The sequence below is a fragment of the Paenibacillus sp. FSL R7-0128 genome (assembly GCF_038002245.1).
In the GTDB taxonomy this organism is placed as follows: Bacteria; Bacillota; Bacilli; order Paenibacillales; family Paenibacillaceae; genus Paenibacillus_AQ; species Paenibacillus_AQ silagei.
Map to the genome: position 1 here is coordinate 3,562,616 of NZ_JBBOCD010000001.1, position 18,668 is coordinate 3,581,283.

Below are 18,668 nucleotides of genomic sequence, written 5' to 3' on the forward strand. Positions count from 1 at the left end.
TTATATGTACATACCTTTTTTTGGAATAGGATGGTGTTATTATTCATGAATCTTCAAGAAGCAACCGCTCTAATTGAATCGATCCGAAGCAATCTGGCACAAGTTATCGTGGGCAAAGAGAGCGGTGTGAACCTGCTGCTGACCGCTTTGCTGGCCAATGGTCATGTGCTGCTGGAGGATGTGCCGGGTACCGGAAAGACCCTGCTCGCCAAAACATTGGCCCGCTCCCTGGACTGCACGTTCAAGCGGATTCAGTTCACGCCCGATCTGCTGCCGTCTGACTTAAGCGGCATCAATTACTATAACCAGAAGAGCGGCGAATTTCAATTCCGTCCCGGTCCGGTATTTGCCAGCATTCTGCTTGCGGATGAGATCAACCGGGCCACGCCGCGCACCCAGTCCAGCCTGCTGGAGTGTATGGAGGAGCGGCAGATTACAATTGACGGCGTGACGCATGAGCTGGAGCGGCCGTTCCTGGTCATTGCTACCCAGAATCCGGTGGACAGCCAGGGGACCTTTCCGCTGCCGGAAGCGCAGCTGGACCGGTTCCTCATGCGGATTACCAGCGGATATCCTACATTTGATGAAGGGGTACATATCCTCCAGCGGTTCCGCCAGAATAACCCGCTGGAAGATACCGCTGCGGTGGCCACGGCCCGGCAGATTCAGGACGTTCAACGTCTGGCTGCGGAGGTTACTGTCAGTGACGAGCTGCTCGCTTATATGATGCGCGTGGTTGAGGCTACCCGTACCTCCCCGGCGGTCCGGCTGGGAGCAAGCCCCAGGGCAGCTTTCGCCTTGCTGCGCGCTTCGCAGGGATACGCACTGATCCAGGGCAGAAGCTACTGTATCCCGGATGATATCAAAGAGGTTGCGGTCCCTGTGCTGGCGCACCGGCTGATTCTTCAGCGCGGTCCCGGAGTCCGTGAAGGCCAGTCTGCAGAGGTAGTGCTTCAGGTGCTGCGTGAAATTGAGGTCCCGGCTGAACCTGCTGTCCTGTCCAGAGGCGGAAGGGTGGAGTGATCCATGTCGCTGCCGTGGTTCATTGCAAGCACGTTCATCCTGCTGGTCCTGATCTCGCTGGTCTATGACCGGCATGCGCTGAAGAAGGTCAGCTATACCCGTTACTTCTCTGCCAAAGCGGTGTACGCCGGTGAACAGGTAGAGATGGTTGAGGAGATCATGAACAAGAAGCTGCTGCCGCTGCCGTGGTTGCGGCTGGAATCCAGCATAGCTAAGGGGCTTGAATTCGGTAACCAGGAGAATCTGGGCATCAGCAGCGGAGAGATTTCCCAGAATCATGTCAGCCTGTTCTTCCTGAGGTCTTTTCGCCATATCAAACGGCGGCATAATATCACTTGCAGGGAGCGGGGGCTGTTCGTCCTGGAGACGGCAACCATGACTACCGGCGATCTGTTCGGACTGAGCCGCAGCGCTAAGACCTTCCCGCTTCATCTGGAGCTGCTGGTCTACCCCGGATTGCTGCGTTTCCATGACCTTCCGTTGCCGGTTCACAGCTGGCTTGGAGAGCTGCCGGTCAAGCGCTGGATTGTCGAAGATCCGTTCCTGACCGCCGGTACAAGAGAATACAGCGCCGGGGATTCTCTGGCGAGCATTAACTGGAAAGCGACAGCCCGTACGGGAAGTATGCAGGTGCATCAAAAGGATTACACCGCCGATTCCCGGCTGGTCATCTGCCTGAACGTGGAGACGAGTGAGTCCATGTGGAGAACGGTTACCGATGTGCAGCGTATAGAGCTGGGAATCCGCTATGCGGCGACTGTAGCCGAGTATGCGATCAGCCACGGGATTGAGGTCCGGCTGCTCAGCAATGGAAGATTGGAGGGGAGCGGGGCGAGAGATTCGGTGGACACCTGGTCCATTGTTCATACCGAGGAGTTCCTTGGCCTGCTGGCCAGACTGAATCTGGACCGGACCGTGCCGATGAGCAGGCTGATGGAGATTGAAGCGGACAAGGGGGAGGCAGATAAGGATTATCTGATCATTACCTGTCACCGGGGGGCAGAGCTTCAGCTGGCAGCCTCAGGCTTAAGCTTCCTCGGAAACGGTGTAGAGTGGCTGGATATTCCTTCTGAAGGGGGCGGTGAGCTATGACTTCCCGAATCCCGGATGCCTTCAAAGAAAATTACGCCATATGGATGGCAGCCTTCATCGAATGGCTGCTGCTGCTCCCGGTATGGCTGGTGCTCCAGACTTATTTCCAGCCGGAGGCCGAGGCGCTGCGCTGGATCTATCTGCTGCCGGTACTGGCCGCAGCTGGTGTGCTGCTGCGAGAGATATGCAACCGCCGCTGGAAGCAGCTGCTCGCGGCGCTAATTCTCGGAGCTATATCTGCGGCGTTAACCGGTACGCTGACACTTATAGGTCTTCCGCTGGCAGCCGGAGCGGCTGTGTCTGCCTTCCTTGGCATGACAGCGGCCACACGGGTGAACCGGCTGTGGCTGTATATCAGCGGGATCATGCTGTATTTTGTCGCTTCGATTGCCTTCTCGCGCATCCCCGGTCTCCAGCCGAGTGCGCCGGTGCTCACCTGGAGCGGCAGCTTGTGCCTGATCCTGGCACTGCTGGCTACGAACAGCACCCACCTGCGTTATAGCTCCTTGAACGGAGGTGCAGGAAATCTGCCTCAAGGACTGCGGCGGCATAACCGGGTATTCGTGATTGGCTTTATTATCCTGGCAGCACTGCTTGCTGCGGGGGGCGGACGGGCGGTTGGGATGCTGCTGTGGAATATGGTGCGGGCATTCTTCGCCTGGCTCAGCCGGTTATCCTCCGGTTCCGGGGAGGCACCGCCGGCAGAAGCACCGCCTGAGGCCATCCCTGCCATGCCGGCAGCGGAGCCGGGTGAACCGGGCTTGCTATCGATGATTCTAAATATAGGCTTCTATATTCTAGGAGCGGCAGCCATTCTTGCGGTACTGTATTTTATCCTGCGCTTTTTGTACAGAAATACAGGAGGCATCCTGCGCAGAGCGATAGACAGGCTGCTGTCCCTGCTGCGCAGAGAGACTCCTGCGGCTGCCGGGTATCAGGATGAGGAGACCAGCCTGTTCAACTGGGAGCAGACCGTCCAGGACTTCCGCCAATACGTGCGTTCCAAGCTGACACCTGCCAGCCGCCGGGACCGCTGGGAAGGGATGGACGGAAGCCGTGAGCGCATCCGCTGGCTCTACCGGCATTGGCTGCGGGCCAGACATGCGGAAGGGTATGAGGTGAAGCCCTACCTGACCCCGCAGGAGACAGCAGCCGATGTAGCCGCCTGGTCGCAAGGCCAGAAGCGCTCAAGCAAACACTCTGGCGGAGATGCCTCTGTCAATGACCGTCTGCTGGGCCTATACCACAGGGCCCGCTATACCGAGGAGGAGCTGCCTGAACTTACTGCCGCTGAGGCGGCGGCGCTTAAGGAGCAGCTGAAGCTTTAGCTGAATCATTATGTTCAGCGAATACTGGAAAGGAGCGGCAGGCATGACCCCTTATCTGCGCGGTGAGCTGGCTAAAGAGGCTCATATTAATATGGAGACGCTCAGGTTTTATGAGAAAAACGGGCTGATTCCGCTGCCGCAGCGTTCAGCAGGCGGGTATCGGCTGTATCCGGAGGAGACGCTCCTCCGGATTGCTTTTATCCGTAATGCCAAGAGCTGCGGATTCACGCTTAAGGAGATTAAGAAAGCACTTGATAAATCGGCAGACCGCAGCATTGGCATCAGTGATTTCGCCCAAGTCATTGAGCGGAAGATCGCCGCTGTCGATCTGGAGATTGCCCGGCGGAACGAGACACTCAGACAGCTTGAAGCACTGAAGTCCGGCCTTCTGGTTCAGGACAGGCACCCGGGCGTGCAGGATACGCTTAATATGTTGAACATGAATGATTGATCTGTTGCCACCTGTAATTCTGCCGGGATTGCCGCTTGACTCTGTACATTGCTACAGGGTTTATAGTATGGGCATCCAAGGATAACAGGAGGAATTACACGTATGTTGTATCCGAGCAGTACCCCGATTGAACAGTTGCAGGCCATTACAGCTTATCTGAAAAGCAATAATAGTTACTCCAGAAGCCCGGTTCAGGAGATCCGTGCGGCGGCTCTCGAAGCTTCCAGGCAATTACCCTTTCTTGAAGGCGTGAAGGTTGAACCGGTTGAGGTGGAGACCTTCAGCGGAGAGTGGGTCAGAGCGGAGGAGAAAAGTCTACAAGGTGAAGGACAATCGCAACCCGCGGAGAACAAGGTAATTCTTTATTATCACGGCGGAGGGTTTGTGTCTGGCAGCTGCGAGATCTATAGGGATCTGGCAGCCCGTCTATCTGAAGCAGCGGGGGGAATTGCCATTTTAACTGTGGAGTACCGGCTTGCACCGGAGTTCTGCTTCCCTGCAGCCAATGAGGATTGCCTTGCAGCGTACCACTGGCTACTGGGACGGGGCGTTCTTGCCGGGAATATTATAGTCTGCGGAGAGTCCGTTGGAGCCACGCTTGCTCTGATGACATTAATTACGCTGCGGGACCAGGGGGATAAGCTCCCTGCCGGTGCATGCCTGCTATCTCCCCATGCCGACCTTATTCATTTGGACGGGGAGTCTTATGACAGCCGTGCGGGAACGGACCCGACAGGAAGCCGGGAAGCGAATCAGAGAATGATTGAGGAATATATGGGGGACTATGGCAGTGCATGGCCTGCAATATTATCACCATTAAGAATGGATCTCCGGGGCTTGCCGCCCCTGCTCATACAGGCGGGAGATCATGAGGTGCTGCTGAGTGATGCAGAACGCTTGGCTGAACAGGCAAAGGCGGCGGGCATCACTGTAGAGCTTCAGATCTGGGAGAACATGTGGTGCGCTTTTCAGCTGATGGCTGCCATGCTTCCTGAAGCGCAGCAGGCCATCGGGAACATAGGCAGCTTCATTAAGAGAGTATTGCAGCTGGAGGGCAGGCAAGATTAGCACCCGTAGTCAGAAAGTGATCATACAGTGCATCCAGTGAACAGGGTCAGAACAGCAGCCGCAGCAGCATCAGCGTCACAATACCGGTCAATACGGTGGCCAGCAGGCTGCGGGTCTTGACGGCTACCCAGAAGGTAGGGAGGGCGGCGATTAGCTCCACATTGGTGGACAGGACAGCGAACCTGCCGCCGGTTACGAGCAGCTCTTGGGCAACCAGCGCAGCCATGACAGCAATCGGCACATAGCTCAGCCAGCGCATGCCCCATTCCGGGATCGTGATCCGGCTTAGCAGCATCAGTGGAAGGACACGGGGAATGAAGGTAACGAGCGCGGCACCGAGAATGATTATGGCAATTTCCAGTCTTATTTCCATTGTTCCATCACCACTCCAATCGTTGAGGCTACCAGCGCAGCAGCTATGACGCCCATACTGGGCGACCACAGCACAGAGACAAGCACGGCAACAACAACAGCCGCTAAGCCGACAGTGATATCCAGTCTATACTTGCGCCGTCCCATAATGGTCAGGACCAGCAGCCCGATGAACATAGCCGGCAGGGCGAAATCCAGTCCCCACTTCTCGGGGCTGGATATCCATTGACCGAGAATAGCGCCGGCGATATTGGCCAGGAACCAGTTCAGATAAGCGGTAATATTCAGGCCGTGCATCCACCTCTCGCTGATCTGCTTCCTTGCGGCGCTCTTCTGAATGGCTACGCCGAAGGTCTCATCTGTGAGAAGTGAGCCGATCAGCAGGTTGCGCAGCGGAGTCAGATGCCGGAAGTACGGCGACAATGCTGCGCTTAACAGCAGATGCCGCAGGTTAACCAGCAGAATCGTAATGACAATACCGGAGGCGCTGCTCCCGGCGGCAATCATGCCAGCGGCAATAAACTGGGCCGAACCGGCGTACAGGATGATGGAGATCATGGCGATTTCGGCAAGGGTCAGCCCCGCTGTTTTCTCCACAACGCCTGCGGCGAACCCGATGCTGAGATAACCGAGCAGAGTGGGAAGGCAGTCCTTGACCCCTTGCCAGAACGTATCACTGCTCTCCGGCACACTTGGGCTATCTGTAACCAGGCTGCCGCCGGATAGCGGCTCCTGATGAATGGATTCTGGCTTCATGGGCATGCTCCTTCTGGTTCTTGGAATAATGACTAGTATAGTGTCCGATTTAAACTAGTAGATGGGGCGCTATCATACCTGAATGAGTACAAGAGTGGAGCCACACCTACAGGTGTCATTCCCAGATGAAGACGAGAGTTGTCCATTAGGGACAGTTGGCCTGACGTAACGGACTGAGGTGCGCTTATTCTAGTATAAAGTCACCACTTGGGCAAGTAACGGACCTCATGGAGCTTATTCCTGGATTTTCTACTCCTAAACCTCTCGTAGAGAGACGATAAGGGCTCCTCTGTCCGTTAAACCGCAAAAAGTGGCGTTTGACTGGGGATAGGGTATCTCAGGTCCGTTAGGAACACACTCTTCTGGCCGGTGTATTTTCGTTTTACGGAACCTCCGGGATTCGACCCTATTCACAGAATTACATCGGATACTCTACTATCGCCGATAATAAATACATTGTATTAATATCTATGAATTCATAGCGAATTGCAAGGAAATATTAGCTGTAATTGTAAAAAAGGGTTCCGCCGTCCACAGAGCGATCTGCGGCAGCGGAACCCTTTTGGAGTTCATGGTTATTTCAAGATGAGTACGCCGAACCCATCCATCGTATAGCTCCCTGACAGGGTCTGGCCGCTTAAGAGGTCCGTCTTGGCTGTCTTAAGCACAATCTGTGCCGGTTCTTCGCTGTAGTTGAGCAGGAAGGCGACACCGGAAGAGGCGTCTTCCCCCGTGGAGCGAATCTGCAATTCAACCTCTGGCGGCAGCTCCGCCCAATCGGCGGCTGGCGAGACCAGCCCCAGACTGCCAAGCATCTGCAGCACAGCAGGCTCATTGAACACGGCGCCGTAATACCACACTTCGCCTTGGCCCCTGGTGTTGCGGGTTACCGCCGGTTTGCCGGCATAGTAGTCGGTCGCATAGGTTGCCATGACCTCCACACTGTCCTCTTCCACATGCAGGATGTCATTGAAGGCATCTGCACCGGTCAGCGCCTCAGGATCATGGTTCCAGCGGATGGAGGTAGGCTTGCGCGTTCCTTTGACCAGCGTGAATTCTTCCACGGTTACCCCGCACATCTCCTGCGCCGCTCCGGGAAAAGGCCGCATGTAGCATTGTCCGGTAATATCCTTGTAGCCTGTGCGGCAGCCGAAGACCAGCTTCCCGCCTTGCTGTACATACTGGTCGAGCAGAGCCGCCGTATCATCGGTCATAATCGCCGGATGCGGGTAGACCAGCACTTCATAACGGGCAAGCTCTGCAAGGGTGGTATGGCTGCGCAGGTACAGAACGTCATTCGGAATATGCTTCCGCTGCAGAGCCTTGAACCATTCCTTGTTGCTCTGCCACATGAACGGGCCGTGCCAGACATCATATTCCCCGTCCCACTCATTGTCATAATCACGCACGATAGCAACGCTCGCCTGAGTCCGGCTGCCGATGAACTGCTGCCCGATGCTTGCCAGCTCCCGGCCGATCTGCTCCGCTTCTCTTACCCGCCGGTTGGGCTGGTTATGGTAGTCGTTCAAGCCGTGCCAATAGATCTCATTGCCCATGGTGGCAGTCCGCCAGCGGAAATAGAGCAGCATGTCAGCGCCGTGGGCAACGGACTGGTAGGTCCACAGCCGCATCTGTCCCGGCTTCGGTGAAGGCATGTCCAGCCGGTTGACCCAGCCCCCCGGACCGGATTGCTGCTCCATGACACAGAAGTTGCTGCTGACCGAACGTACGGCCGACAGGGACAGTCCCCAGCCGCGGTCAAGCATCGGGTTCACCTCGGCCGGATCGAAGCCGATGGTGGAGAACTGCGGATACGAGTCATAGCTGAAGAAATCCAGCAGCTCGTCATTCAGCTCATGGCTGTCCAGATGTCCGAACAGCCCGTTTGTGGTAACCCACTGATTAGGAGCCAATTCCCGCAGGATATCTGCCTGGATTTTGGCGAAATGGATGGTGTTATCGGAGATGAAGCGCTTCTCATCCAGAGCCTGGTGCGGATTCGGCTGATTCGGTGAAGGAGTAGGCCGGGTGAGGCAGACCTGTGACCAGCTCGTATAGGTCTGATTCCAGAACACCGTGCCCCAAGCCTGATTGAGCTTGTCCAAGGTGACATACTTCTTCTGCAGCCAGAGGCGGAAGGCCTGATGATCACTCTCTGAGTAGAATACATTGATCTCACAGTTCAGCTCGTTGTCAATCTGCCAGCCGACAACACCCGGATGATTGCCGTAATGTTCAGCAAGCTTGGTTACAATTCGGGCACAGAGCTCACGGTATTTGGGACTGCTGTAATTGTAATGGCGGCGCATGCCGTGCTGTAGCGTCACACCTTCATAAGTAACATTCAAGGCCTCAGGGTACTTCTCGGTAAGCCAGGCAGGCGGAGTGGCCGTAGGCGTTCCCAGAATGACCTTCAGCCCGTAGCTGTGTGCCATGTCGACCGCACGGTCAAACAGATCGTATTGAAACACGCCTTCTTCCGGTTCAAAAATGGACCAGGCGAACTCAGCCAGACGTACTATGGTGAATCCGGTTTCAACCATACGCCGGTAATCGTCAGCCCACATGGATTCAGGCCAGTGCTCAGGATAATAGCAGACGCCCAGTTCAAATCGTTCTGCTGCAACAGGTTTCTTCATCTTAACCTCCAAGTGTAAAAATATGCTTTCATTAAGCTACCAATCTATTGTATTATCAGCAGTGTATCCACTTATATAACATAATATTGCTATTATATCATTATATTGCGTGCTTGATTCAGCGCAGGGCAGGAGGAGATTTACATGAGAAAACACTGGGTTCTGCCGCAGCCTGCTTATGCCCACTATGTATGTTATCCGGAGATGCTGGGCCATTACAGCGACTTCCCGGAGCATGCAGAGCGCAGAAGTGAGGGGTTCCTGAACAGCTATAATCTCCACATGGTTTTCGGGGGAGAAGGGTATGTATTTCAGGGAGGGGAGCGGATATCCATGAGGCGGGGCAGCGGGTTTCTTTTTCCCAGAGGGGCTTATCAGCAGTACGGTTCTGATCCCGGAGCTGCCTGGGATGTGCGCTGGATGCACTTCGCCACGGCGATGCCTCTGCCTATGCTGGAGGAGGCGGATCAGTCACGCGGCTACTTCTTCACCTTCGATCCCGGCACCGGTTATGAAGCGCTCTTCGAAGAAATGTACCGGCTCAGTGCAGGCTATGAGACCCGGAGTGAACCGCGCCTCTCCACACTGCTCTATGAGATTCTGGTTACGCTGATGCAGAACACCGAGCCGCTCCACGGCTCCGTTCCGCTGGAGATCCGGCATTCCATCCGGCTTACCGCCGACAGGATCTATAGTGAGTGTGAGCGGCCCTGGACGCTGGAGTCTATGGCCAGACTTGCCGGTTATAGCAGCTACCATTTTCTCCGCCTGTTCCGCAGCATTATGGGCAAGACGCCGAACCGGTATTTGAGCGATTGCCGGATGGCCCGGGCCAAGCTGCTGCTGGCCTCCACCAAGTTGTCCGTTGCGCAAATTGCACTGCAAAGCGGCTTTCAACAATCCAGTTATTTCATCAAGGTGTTCAGACAGCTCGAAGGGATGCCGCCGAACCAATACAGACGTTCCTTCAACTCATAGAATCAAGCCATTTTAGGACCAAGTATTAAGAAAGTTTGTTACATTTATGGCAGAATTCACGCCGCGATAGTCTTGGTTAGGTGACAAAAAGTTACAAATGGAAACAAAGGGTTACAAAGTGGATACAAATTCCACGCGCCAAGCAACTATACTATTGCTAGTAAATACATCTGGAGGGAAATAAATGAGAAAGTATAGAGTTACATATGCTGCATTGCTGGTGAGTTCACTCGTTGCCGGCCAGGTGGCTGGCAGCATCACTGCGCCTGCTGCACATGCAGCCCCGGCGGCGAAGGCCCCCGCAGTATCCGCTCCGGCGGCATTCAAGTTCAATTCCGTTCCTATGGGTGCCGGAGTGACCGCAGTACTAGAGAATATCAACATATGGAGCCAGTCCAGCGGAAACATCTTGTCATACACACTTAAATATACGAATTCCGGCAATTCAAGCGCAAGCCTGATGCATTATTTCTCACGTGTGGTCACTCCGGGAGGGTCAGTGCTTCCGGGTAATCCCTTAGGTGCGGATGCCCTGAAGAAGAAAGTCGGCGCCAAAGAAAGCCTTAGCGTGACTTACTATGTAAATGTGGGACAAACCTCCTCTTTGCAGGGGATCAAAATCTCGATGCTGGTCTGGGATGCCAAGACGAAGGGGTATCTGAAGCAGACGGGATCTTTTGGAGTGCCCGCTAATTATTCAACTACGGCTGCAGTTGGAACAAGCCTAAGTACAGTCATGAACGACATTCCCGTCGCGGCCAGTGCAGACTCCCTCCAGCTCTATAAATACAGCGGCAAGGTCTATGCCAAAGTAGGGGTCAGTCTGACCAACAAGGGCAATAAAGTCCTCAGTGATCCGGGCTATTCGGCTTATCTGGTATCTGCGAGCGGCACCTCCTTCGAGCTGGCGCTGAGCGGCACACAGGCGGATTACAAGATTCAACCGCAGGAGAAACGGAGCATTTATTATATTACGGAAATCCCGGCCTATCTTAAAACAGATAATATGAAGCTGCAATTCACGCAGAGGGACGAGACCACGAAGCTGGAGCTGGCTAAATCCTCTTATAAGCTTCCCGTAGCAAGCTCGCCTAATCTGGTAGTGGGCAGCGGGGTAGTCAAAAAGATTGTAGTCAATAACAACACGGTAGAAACGCTGCTCCGCAATGCCAATGTGTACGCACAGGATGCAGATGCGGTATGGACGTTCCAGATGCAGCTTAAGAATACCGGCAACAAGGCGGTAACCCTGCCAAGCTACGACCTGGCGGTCAAATCGGTGAAGGGCAAGGTTTTTCCGGTGAATTCCAAAGGTGTAAGCGGAGTCACCCTCAAGCCGCTAGAGACCAAAATTGTACCGCTTACGGTCCGCGTACCGCTTGAAGTGGATCAATCCGGATTGCAGCTGATGATGATCGAATCGGTAGGCGCCGAGAGCACAAGTGTACCTGATCCGAGCGGAACCGGCGAGACAACCGGAAATACCGGGAATACTGGAACTCCGTCCACTGCGGCTCCTGCAACACCGACTGCCAAAATGATTTTCCCGGTAGCCTACTTCGTCATTCCATATGCACTACGTACGGAAGTCACGTCCGGCCAGGAGTATATGACCACGAATTCATACGGCTCCTTCTCGTACAGCATACAGTCTCTTCAGCGTTACCCTTGGAGAGATGATGATATCGTAGCTGCCAGACTGAGAATCACCAATACCCAGAACGTGTCTCTTACGCTGCCTGAGCTGAAGGGTACCATTAAGCTGGACAAAGAAAACCTGCCCGTGACTACAGAGCTGTATATGGACAATAAGGATTCTTCTGTCCTTGCGCCAGGGAAGTCCGTGGAGCTGTATGTACTTGGCAAAATCGCCTATACCTCTGAGTTTCAGAATATGCGGATTGCCCTGAACGGCACACAGAATTCAGAGACCGTTCCGTTCCTGGATGTCAGCGTCAACAACTCGATTAACAGTATTCCTACCATCGAGAAAGACAAGAGCTACACCATTAGCGGCAAAGGCAAAACAGCCAGTGTACAGGAGAACCGGACAACGATCTATCAAGGGGAGAGCCACAATCTGGTATACACAGAGCTCTATCTTAGCAGTGAAGAGAAAAGACAGAGCAAAATGGCCCGCCTCCAGGCTTATTATAAGACCAAGGACGGCCAGTATTTCGAAGCGGGCACCAGCCAGTCGGAGAACAGCGCGTCTCCGGGTGCCAAGCAGCTCGTGGTCCTGTGGGCCAAGGTGCCTAAGGCTACAGACCTCGCGGATGTCTTACTCTACCTCGGTTCCGGTATCAAAGAGGGTAAGCTGATCGAGGCCAAGGAGGAAGCGACCGGATTCGTCAATGTGGCAGCGCTGCAGCTGAATCCGCAGGCTAACGTACCGAAGAATACGCTGGAATCAACGGCATTATATCCTTATACGATTTCTGTTCTGACCTCTGAAGGCAAGCGGGTGAAGTCATCGGATACCCTGGATATTACTATGAATTACAGCCTGAGGAAGGATAACCTCTACGATGCAGGCGTGCTGGAGCATAAGCTGATTCTGCAGATTACCGATCCGTTCGGCATCGCGACCGAGAAGGTTCTTACACTGGGCACAGACCTGATTGAAGGGACGAACAACCAGTATTCCTTCTCCCTCAGCAGACCCGTGTACAAGACGATGGACGGCGGCGCTTATAAGTTAGCCTTCTATGATGAATTCCAGGGTGAACGTCTGATGCTGGGCAGCCAGGCCTTTGGAGTCACCAACGTGGTTCCGAACAAGACACAGGAATAATCGTCATTCGCTTAACTAAAACATTCTTGTATTTTTAAAAAAGGAGCAGCTTCCATGTTGCGTGTTGAAGATATTACGCATTCGTACAAAAGCGGTAATGAATGGACCTCCGTTCTTCATAAAATCAATTTCGCCGTCAAAAAAGGAGAAATGGTTGCCCTGCTGGGCAGTTCAGGTTCCGGGAAGTCCACGCTTCTCAACCTCATGGCCGGCTTGATGAAGCCCACGGAAGGTCATATCTACATTGCTGATCAGGACATTGTGAAAATGGGCGAGAATAAGCTGGCCGAGTTCCGCCGCAAGAATATCGGATTTATTTTTCAGGCCTATGAGCTAATTACCAGCCTGACGGTCCGCGAGAACGTGGAGCTGCCGCTGGTCTTCCAGTCAGTCTCTCCCAGGGCACGCAAGGCCAAGGCGCTGGCGCTGCTGGAGCAGGTGGGAATTCCCGACAAGGCGGATCTCTTCCCCTCGCAGCTCTCCGGAGGACAGCAGCAGCGGGTCAGTATCGCCCGGTCGCTGATCACAGAGCCGTCGGTCATCTTCGCCGATGAACCGACGGGGAATCTGGATTCCAAGACTGAAGAAGAAATTATCGGTATTCTGCTGAACCTGAACCGGACGATGAAGACGACTTTTATCGTCGTTACTCATGAATACAAGGTGGCTGAACAAATGCAGCGGATTTTCACGCTGAAAGACGGCTTCCTGGTCACTGAATCGCAGGCAAAACCGCAAGCAGATATAAAACTGCAAAAAGAACCGCAGCTTGAGACGCAGACAGAAGTACAGGTTGAAGAGCAAATCACTGAGGAAGCTGAACCGCAGACCATGGTAGAGGTTGAAGAACAATTAGCTGCAGGAGCTGAACAGGAAGCTGTAGAGCCAGTACCGCAGACAGCAGGAGCGGATGAAGATCTGCCGGCTGAGGAACCTGAACACCAGACCGCTGAGGAAGCTGATCCTGCAGAGGGAGGGAAGCCGTGAAGATCAGAGACATTTCACGGATGGCCTGGGAACAGGTCAAACGGCGCAAGGTGGTTACAGGTCTATGTATGACCGGGATATCCATCGGCTGCGCAGCAATTATCGTGGCTTTGAGTGTAGGCCAATCTGCACAGGTCTATGTAACGGAACAAGTTAATGCCAACTTCAAAATGGATGAGATTACAGTCTCGCCCGGCGGAGGACTTCCAACGAACGGGAAGAACGGAGGCGGGGGCGGCGGATCGGGTGAGGTGAATGAGAACCTCGACCCCGGCAAGCTGACCGATCAGAAGCTGAAGATCATCCAGGGGCTGAATCATGTGAAGGCGGCTTCGCCTTTTCATCAAGCAGGATATCTGCAGATGGTAACCATAGACAACAAGATCTCCGATGTTCAGGTTGTTGTCGCCGATTTACAGAAGCTGACGGCGTACGACCACAAGTTCAAGCAGGGAGGGGCGAATGGCCAGCTCGGATCCATTGTGCTCAATCACGGGGCTACACTGGGCCTGATTGACCTGGAGACCCGGCAGAAGCTGTTCGATCAGATGAGTGCGGATCCGTTCAACCAGGAGCTGTACCAGCAATATGACAAAATGGCCACTGTGCCTACTGAATTGTACCGCAAGCAGGTTCAGATTCAGGCGCAGGACTATAGCTCTACATCCCCGGTGTTCAAGCTTAGCTCGCCCCTGCAGATCTCCGGAATTCTGGCGCTTCCCAAGGGTATGGATGAACTGCGGTCATCCTATGAGAAGATTATGTATGTGTCTCCCGAGACCGCACAGCAGCTCTCCAAGGAGCTTGCGTTCGATAATTCCACCACCAGTGTGCTTACGCTCCCGCCGGAGGGCAGCTATAACTCGATTACGGTCAAGGTGGACGATGTGGCGAACATCAAGCCGGTGGAGCAGATGATTCAGAAGCTGTCACTGAGTGCTCAAGACAATCTGTTCCAGCAGGAGATGCTGAAGGAGCAATTTGATATGATCAAAATGGCGGCTCTCGGCATCGGGGTATTCATCCTGATCATCGCTTCCATCTCCATCATAGTGGCCATGACCATGTCCACCCATCAGCGGCGGCGCCAGATTGGGATTATGAAGGTCCTCGGGGCCAACATGGGACAGATCCGTAACATGTTCATTACCGAAGCTGCGCTTCTGGGGCTGCTCGGGGGCATGCTGGGTGTTGCATTCTCCTATCTCATTGTGATGGCGCTCAACAAGCTGGTAGGCAGTGCAGGGGACGGGATGAATTTCTTCATTCCGACGACGAATCTGCCGATCGGGATATCTTTTGCTATTATGACCGGCGTGCTGTCGGGGATCTATCCGGCGATCAGCGCCTCCAGAACCGATGCATTAACTGCTATTAAACGAGACTAACCCTAAGCTAGAAAGGAAGCCGAAACAATGAAGAGGACTCTAAAGAAGAGCCTGAAATGGATCATAATCTTAGGTATCATCGGAACTGCCGGTTATTTCGGATATACCAAATTCTTCAAGGCTGATGATACCGCAGAACTCCCGCCTGAACCGATGCAGGTAATCAGCTTCCCGGTAACGGAAGAGACGTTAACCAGCTCTGTGCAGATCAAAGGCAGATCGCAATACCAGAAGGAGACACTGGTGTATGCCCCCTTTGCTTCCAAGGTGACTGCCTGGAAGGTGGAGAACGGGGCTCAGGTGAAGAAGGGCCAGGTGCTCTTCACCCTGGATCAGAGCACACTCCGTAATGAGATTGCCACGGCGGAGGCAGCCGCCCGCAAGGCGAAGCTGGAGGGGGAACTGAATGCTTTTGTCGCGCAGCAGGAGGATGATTCTCCGGCCCCGGCCGGTACGGAAGCAGAACGGCTGAAGGCCTTGGCTGCCCAGGAAACCGCCCGTCTGAGCGATGAGCTGAACCAGGTGAACGCCGAGATTCAAGCCAAAGAGCTTACGGAGAAGAAGGCGAAGCTGAACACTGCGGTATTCCATGCACCGGAGAACGGCATCTTCCTCTTCGACAGCAGCACAGAACGGCCGCAGACTGTCACCGACAATCAGTACATCGGCAAGATTGTGGACACCAACAAGGTAGAGTTCATAGCACAGGTCGGGGAGCAGGATATCTTCCGCATCAAAAAGGGCATGAAGGTGAAGGTGAAGATGACGGCCGTAAAAGATCTGGTCCTGGACGGGGAGGTAACCGATGTGGCCAAGTTCGCCACGACGACCACCGGACAGAACACAGCCGGCCAGCTTCCGCAATTCGAGGTGGTCATCTCCATGCAGCCGGACGAGCATTTGATGGGCGGCCTCAGCCTGAGCGGAGACGTCGAGACCTCACGCAAAGAGAAGGCGGTGGTTGTATCCAATATCGCCGTCATCCGTGAAGGGGATCTGGCCTTCGTTATGGTGGACAAAGGAAACGGCCAATACGAACGCAAAGAGATCAAGACTGGAATGGAAACAACCGATAAAACAGAGGTGCTGTCGGGACTGAAGGCAGGAGACACCGTGGTTCTGCAGTAGTTGACAGCAGTGGATGGGCCCAAACCGTATATAGCCCCAAACCTGGTTGATTGCCGGGTTTGGGGCTTTTTGAATAGAAAGTATAGGCGTGAGTGGCGCGCGGCGGATCATCTAAGTGGAAATAGTACATCTAATTTATGGTCGCAGGAACAATTACTTATAGCAGTTGGATAAATAACATTTAATCAGACCAAATCCTGCTGAGATCAAGGGGCTTGGTGGATTAAATGTACTTTTTCCAACTGCTTCCCCAAAGCGCATGGTTTCGGCTTAATTAAGTGCCTTTTTTCCAACTCTGACGGTTCATCCCACGGGTTAGTGGAGTAAACTCCCCCTAAGTATATAAATGGTTGAGAGTGTACCGATTCCGCTTGTTAACTACTTGTTCTGCTGATACGGCTTACGCCAAGCCTGGATGTCACTGTTCAGTTCGGCGAGATCCGGCAAGGGCACCGCTTCGTCCGTTAACTGATATTTGGCCTTCAGCGCCAGAATACGGTAGACACTCTCGTCGATCCGCGCTTCGGAGATGCTGCCTTTCTTGACGCTGTCGAGCAGTGCGGCACGAACAGCTTGTTCATTCTTGTATTCATGGGCGACCAGAAGGATATCGCTTCCAGCCAATACGGATTCTACAGCTGCAGCTGGGAGGCTGTAATTCTTAATGATTGCGCCCATGGTCATGTCATCCGTAATGACTACCCCTTCGTATCCCATCAGCCCGCGGAGCTGCTGGCCGATAATCACTTGGGACAGGGAGGCGGGCTTGTCCGGGTCGAGCTTCGGATATAGAATATGGGCCACCATTACAGCATCGGCCTTCTCCCGGATCGCTGCCTGGAATGGGAGCCATTCCAGTTCTGCCAGTTGGGTCTCCGTCTTGTTGATGACTGGCAGCTCCAGATGAGAGTCTACTGCGGTATCGCCATGGCCTGGATAATGCTTGACCACGGGAATGACGCCTTCACGCTCGAGCCCCTGCATCTCGGCAATGCCGAGCCGGGTGACCAGCTCTGCGTTGCTGCCGAAGGAACGGTCACCAATTACCGGATTATCCGGGTTGCTGTTGATGTCGAGCACCGGCGCGAAGTCCATATTGAAGCCAGAGGATTTCACCGCCCGGGCAAGCAGTTCGCCCATCGCTCCGGCAGCGGCGGTATCATCTCCGCTGCCGACAGCAGCGTTTGATGGGAAGGTGGCATAGTCATCGGGGAGACGGCTGACCTTGCCGCCTTCCTGATCGACACTCATGAACAGCGGTGAGGGATTCCCCGCATTGCTCTGCTTCAGAGCGTTGGTCAGCTGCACCAGCTCCTTCAGGCTGCCGACATTATTAGAATACAGAATGATTCCGCCGACCTTATCTTCGGCAATCATCTTCAGGGCTTCTGCTCCTGCCGCTTTGCCTTGGATGCCGACCAGCAGCATCTGCCCGATCTTCTCTTCCAGAGTCATTCCGGCGAGCTTCCGGGAGACCGGGTCAGGAGTGGCCGAAGCCTCAGGTGAGGGGGTCACTGGGGCATCGGTTGCCGCAGGCACAGGCGTCTGTGCGGCAGCCGGAGAGGCTGGCACCGCTGCCTGGGAGGAGCCTGCGTTTGTCTGTTGTGCTGAATTTCCATTCCCCTCACAGCCGCTTGCCAGCAGCAGGCAGGCGGAGGCGGCAAGCAGTAGGAGAGCGCGGCGGGGGGAAGTATTGTTTATTTTTTGACGGCTGAACCATTTCATAGGGGGAATCTTCCTTTCGATTGCGGTTTGGCGGATAAGGATGATAGAATGAATAAGACATTACATATGATCTGCTTCAAGCATAATCAATACTATAGGATGAGGTGACCTGTCAATGAAAGAGCAATTAATGAACACGCTTAATGAACAAATGAATTTCGAATTCTATTCTGCTCATGTCTATCTTGCGATGGCAGCGTATTGTTCCGGTGAGAGCCTGGACGGTTTCGCCAATTTCTTTCTGGTGCAGGCTGAAGAGGAACGGTTCCATGCCATGAAGATCTACAAATTCCTGAATGACCGCGATTACCGGGCCACCCTTGCGGCGATGCCTGAACCGAACAATGAGTATAGCTCCATGCTGGATGCGTTCGAGCATGCCTTCGCCCATGAGCAGCAGAATACGAAGAAATTCTATCATCTGGCGGATCTGGCCCTGGATGAACGGGAGCATGCGACGATCTATTTCCTGAAATGGTTCATTGATGAGCAGGTGGAAGAAGAGGCACTCTTCAGCAACATTATCGCCAAGCTCAAACGGATCGAAACCGACAGCAATGCCTTCTATATGCTGGATGCAGAATTTGCAGGACGTTCATTTACACCGCCAGCGGAGTAGAGGACAGCTAGGGTAACCATTCATACGCAAGCTTAGCGGCATTCTCCTGAAGAGGGGGAAGCCGCTTTTTTGTGTGCAAATATAAGAAATTATATGTTTCACACGATAACTTATCCTTCTATTTCTCGCTGAAACGGTACCGTCCTTGAGAGGACGGGAACGCCGTTTCTGCTTGGCCGACCTAAGGTCCCCATATACTTAGACTACGTTTTGCGAGAAAAGTTACACGGCCTGTCAGCAGCAGATAGACTGCAAAGTTGAACAAGGGCAAAGAATGTAGGGAGCCGCAACTTACTTCCGGGTTGCCAACTCTATTTAGC

General features: G+C 53.9%; 14 protein-coding genes and 1 pseudogene. 11 read left to right on the forward strand and 4 right to left on the reverse strand.

Annotated features, from left to right (window positions below):
- Positions 1 to 45: 45 nt before the first annotated feature.
- The 5 genes from NST26_RS14740 to NST26_RS14760 all read left to right on the forward strand — a co-directional run bounded on the left by NST26_RS14740 (position 46) and on the right by NST26_RS14760 (position 4,962).
- Positions 46 to 1,023: an AAA family ATPase gene (locus NST26_RS14740; protein ID WP_340953215.1), complete on the forward strand. Its 978-nt coding sequence runs from the start codon at positions 46 to 48 to the stop codon at positions 1,021 to 1,023.
- A 3-nt stretch (positions 1,024 to 1,026) separates the two neighbouring features.
- Complete coding sequence (locus tag NST26_RS14745) at positions 1,027 to 2,115, forward strand: DUF58 domain-containing protein (RefSeq protein ID WP_036728723.1); 1,089 nt, start codon at positions 1,027 to 1,029, stop codon at positions 2,113 to 2,115.
- Positions 2,112 to 3,443 carry a hypothetical protein gene (locus tag NST26_RS14750; RefSeq protein WP_340979317.1) on the forward strand — a complete coding sequence of 444 codons (1,332 nt, stop codon included), beginning with the start codon at positions 2,112 to 2,114 and terminating at the stop codon, positions 3,441 to 3,443. Before NST26_RS14745 ends, NST26_RS14750 begins: the two co-directional genes overlap by 4 nt.
- A gap of 43 nt (positions 3,444 to 3,486) precedes the next feature.
- Positions 3,487 to 3,894 carry a MerR family transcriptional regulator gene (locus NST26_RS14755; protein ID WP_340979318.1) on the forward strand — a complete coding sequence of 136 codons (408 nt, stop codon included), beginning with the start codon at positions 3,487 to 3,489 and terminating at the stop codon, positions 3,892 to 3,894.
- Between the two features lie 102 nt (positions 3,895 to 3,996).
- A complete protein-coding gene (locus NST26_RS14760) occupies positions 3,997 to 4,962 on the forward strand; it encodes an alpha/beta hydrolase (RefSeq protein WP_340979320.1) in 966 nt (321 codons plus the stop codon).
- A 46-nt stretch (positions 4,963 to 5,008) separates the two neighbouring features.
- Here the strand turns inward: NST26_RS14760 and NST26_RS14765 are convergent, their stop codons facing one another.
- The 3 genes from NST26_RS14765 to NST26_RS14775 form a co-directional block, all read right to left on the reverse strand.
- Complete coding sequence (locus tag NST26_RS14765; protein ID WP_339256466.1) at positions 5,009 to 5,335, reverse strand: AzlD domain-containing protein; 327 nt, start codon at positions 5,333 to 5,335, stop codon at positions 5,009 to 5,011.
- Positions 5,326 to 6,090 carry an AzlC family ABC transporter permease gene (locus NST26_RS14770; protein ID WP_083684804.1) on the reverse strand — a complete coding sequence of 255 codons (765 nt, stop codon included), beginning with the start codon at positions 6,088 to 6,090 and terminating at the stop codon, positions 5,326 to 5,328. The genes NST26_RS14765 and NST26_RS14770 overlap by 10 nt, the downstream gene beginning before the upstream one ends.
- 575 nt (positions 6,091 to 6,665) lie before the next feature.
- Positions 6,666 to 8,729: a beta-galactosidase gene (locus tag NST26_RS14775; protein WP_340979321.1), complete on the reverse strand. Its 2,064-nt coding sequence runs from the start codon at positions 8,727 to 8,729 to the stop codon at positions 6,666 to 6,668.
- A gap of 144 nt (positions 8,730 to 8,873) precedes the next feature.
- On the opposite strand from NST26_RS14775, the gene NST26_RS14780 reads away from it, so the two are divergent.
- From NST26_RS14780 to NST26_RS14800, 5 genes and pseudogenes are all read left to right on the forward strand, one after another.
- Entirely contained in the window at positions 8,874 to 9,707 is an 834-nt protein-coding gene (locus NST26_RS14780; RefSeq protein ID WP_036728714.1) for a helix-turn-helix transcriptional regulator, read from the forward strand.
- Between the two features lie 184 nt (positions 9,708 to 9,891).
- Entirely contained in the window at positions 9,892 to 12,501 is a 2,610-nt protein-coding gene (locus NST26_RS14785) for a hypothetical protein (protein ID WP_340979323.1), read from the forward strand.
- Between the two features lie 54 nt (positions 12,502 to 12,555).
- Positions 12,556 to 13,221 (forward strand): annotated as a pseudogene (locus tag NST26_RS14790) (ABC transporter ATP-binding protein); the annotation flags it as partial.
- Positions 13,222 to 13,484: 263 nt separating this feature from the next.
- Entirely contained in the window at positions 13,485 to 14,876 is a 1,392-nt protein-coding gene (locus NST26_RS14795; protein WP_340979324.1) for an ABC transporter permease, read from the forward strand.
- Between the two features lie 27 nt (positions 14,877 to 14,903).
- Positions 14,904 to 16,004, forward strand: coding sequence for an efflux RND transporter periplasmic adaptor subunit (locus NST26_RS14800; RefSeq protein WP_036728712.1), 1,101 nt, complete (start codon positions 14,904 to 14,906; stop codon positions 16,002 to 16,004).
- 378 nt (positions 16,005 to 16,382) lie between these two features.
- Here NST26_RS14800 and nagZ read toward each other — a convergent pair whose 3' ends face one another.
- Positions 16,383 to 17,729, reverse strand: coding sequence for a beta-N-acetylhexosaminidase (gene nagZ / locus NST26_RS14805; RefSeq protein WP_051478292.1), 1,347 nt, complete (start codon positions 17,727 to 17,729; stop codon positions 16,383 to 16,385).
- Positions 17,730 to 17,844: 115 nt separating this feature from the next.
- On the opposite strand from nagZ, the gene NST26_RS14810 reads away from it, so the two are divergent.
- Positions 17,845 to 18,348 carry a ferritin gene (locus NST26_RS14810; RefSeq protein ID WP_036728710.1) on the forward strand — a complete coding sequence of 168 codons (504 nt, stop codon included), beginning with the start codon at positions 17,845 to 17,847 and terminating at the stop codon, positions 18,346 to 18,348.
- Positions 18,349 to 18,668: the final 320 nt, after the last annotated feature.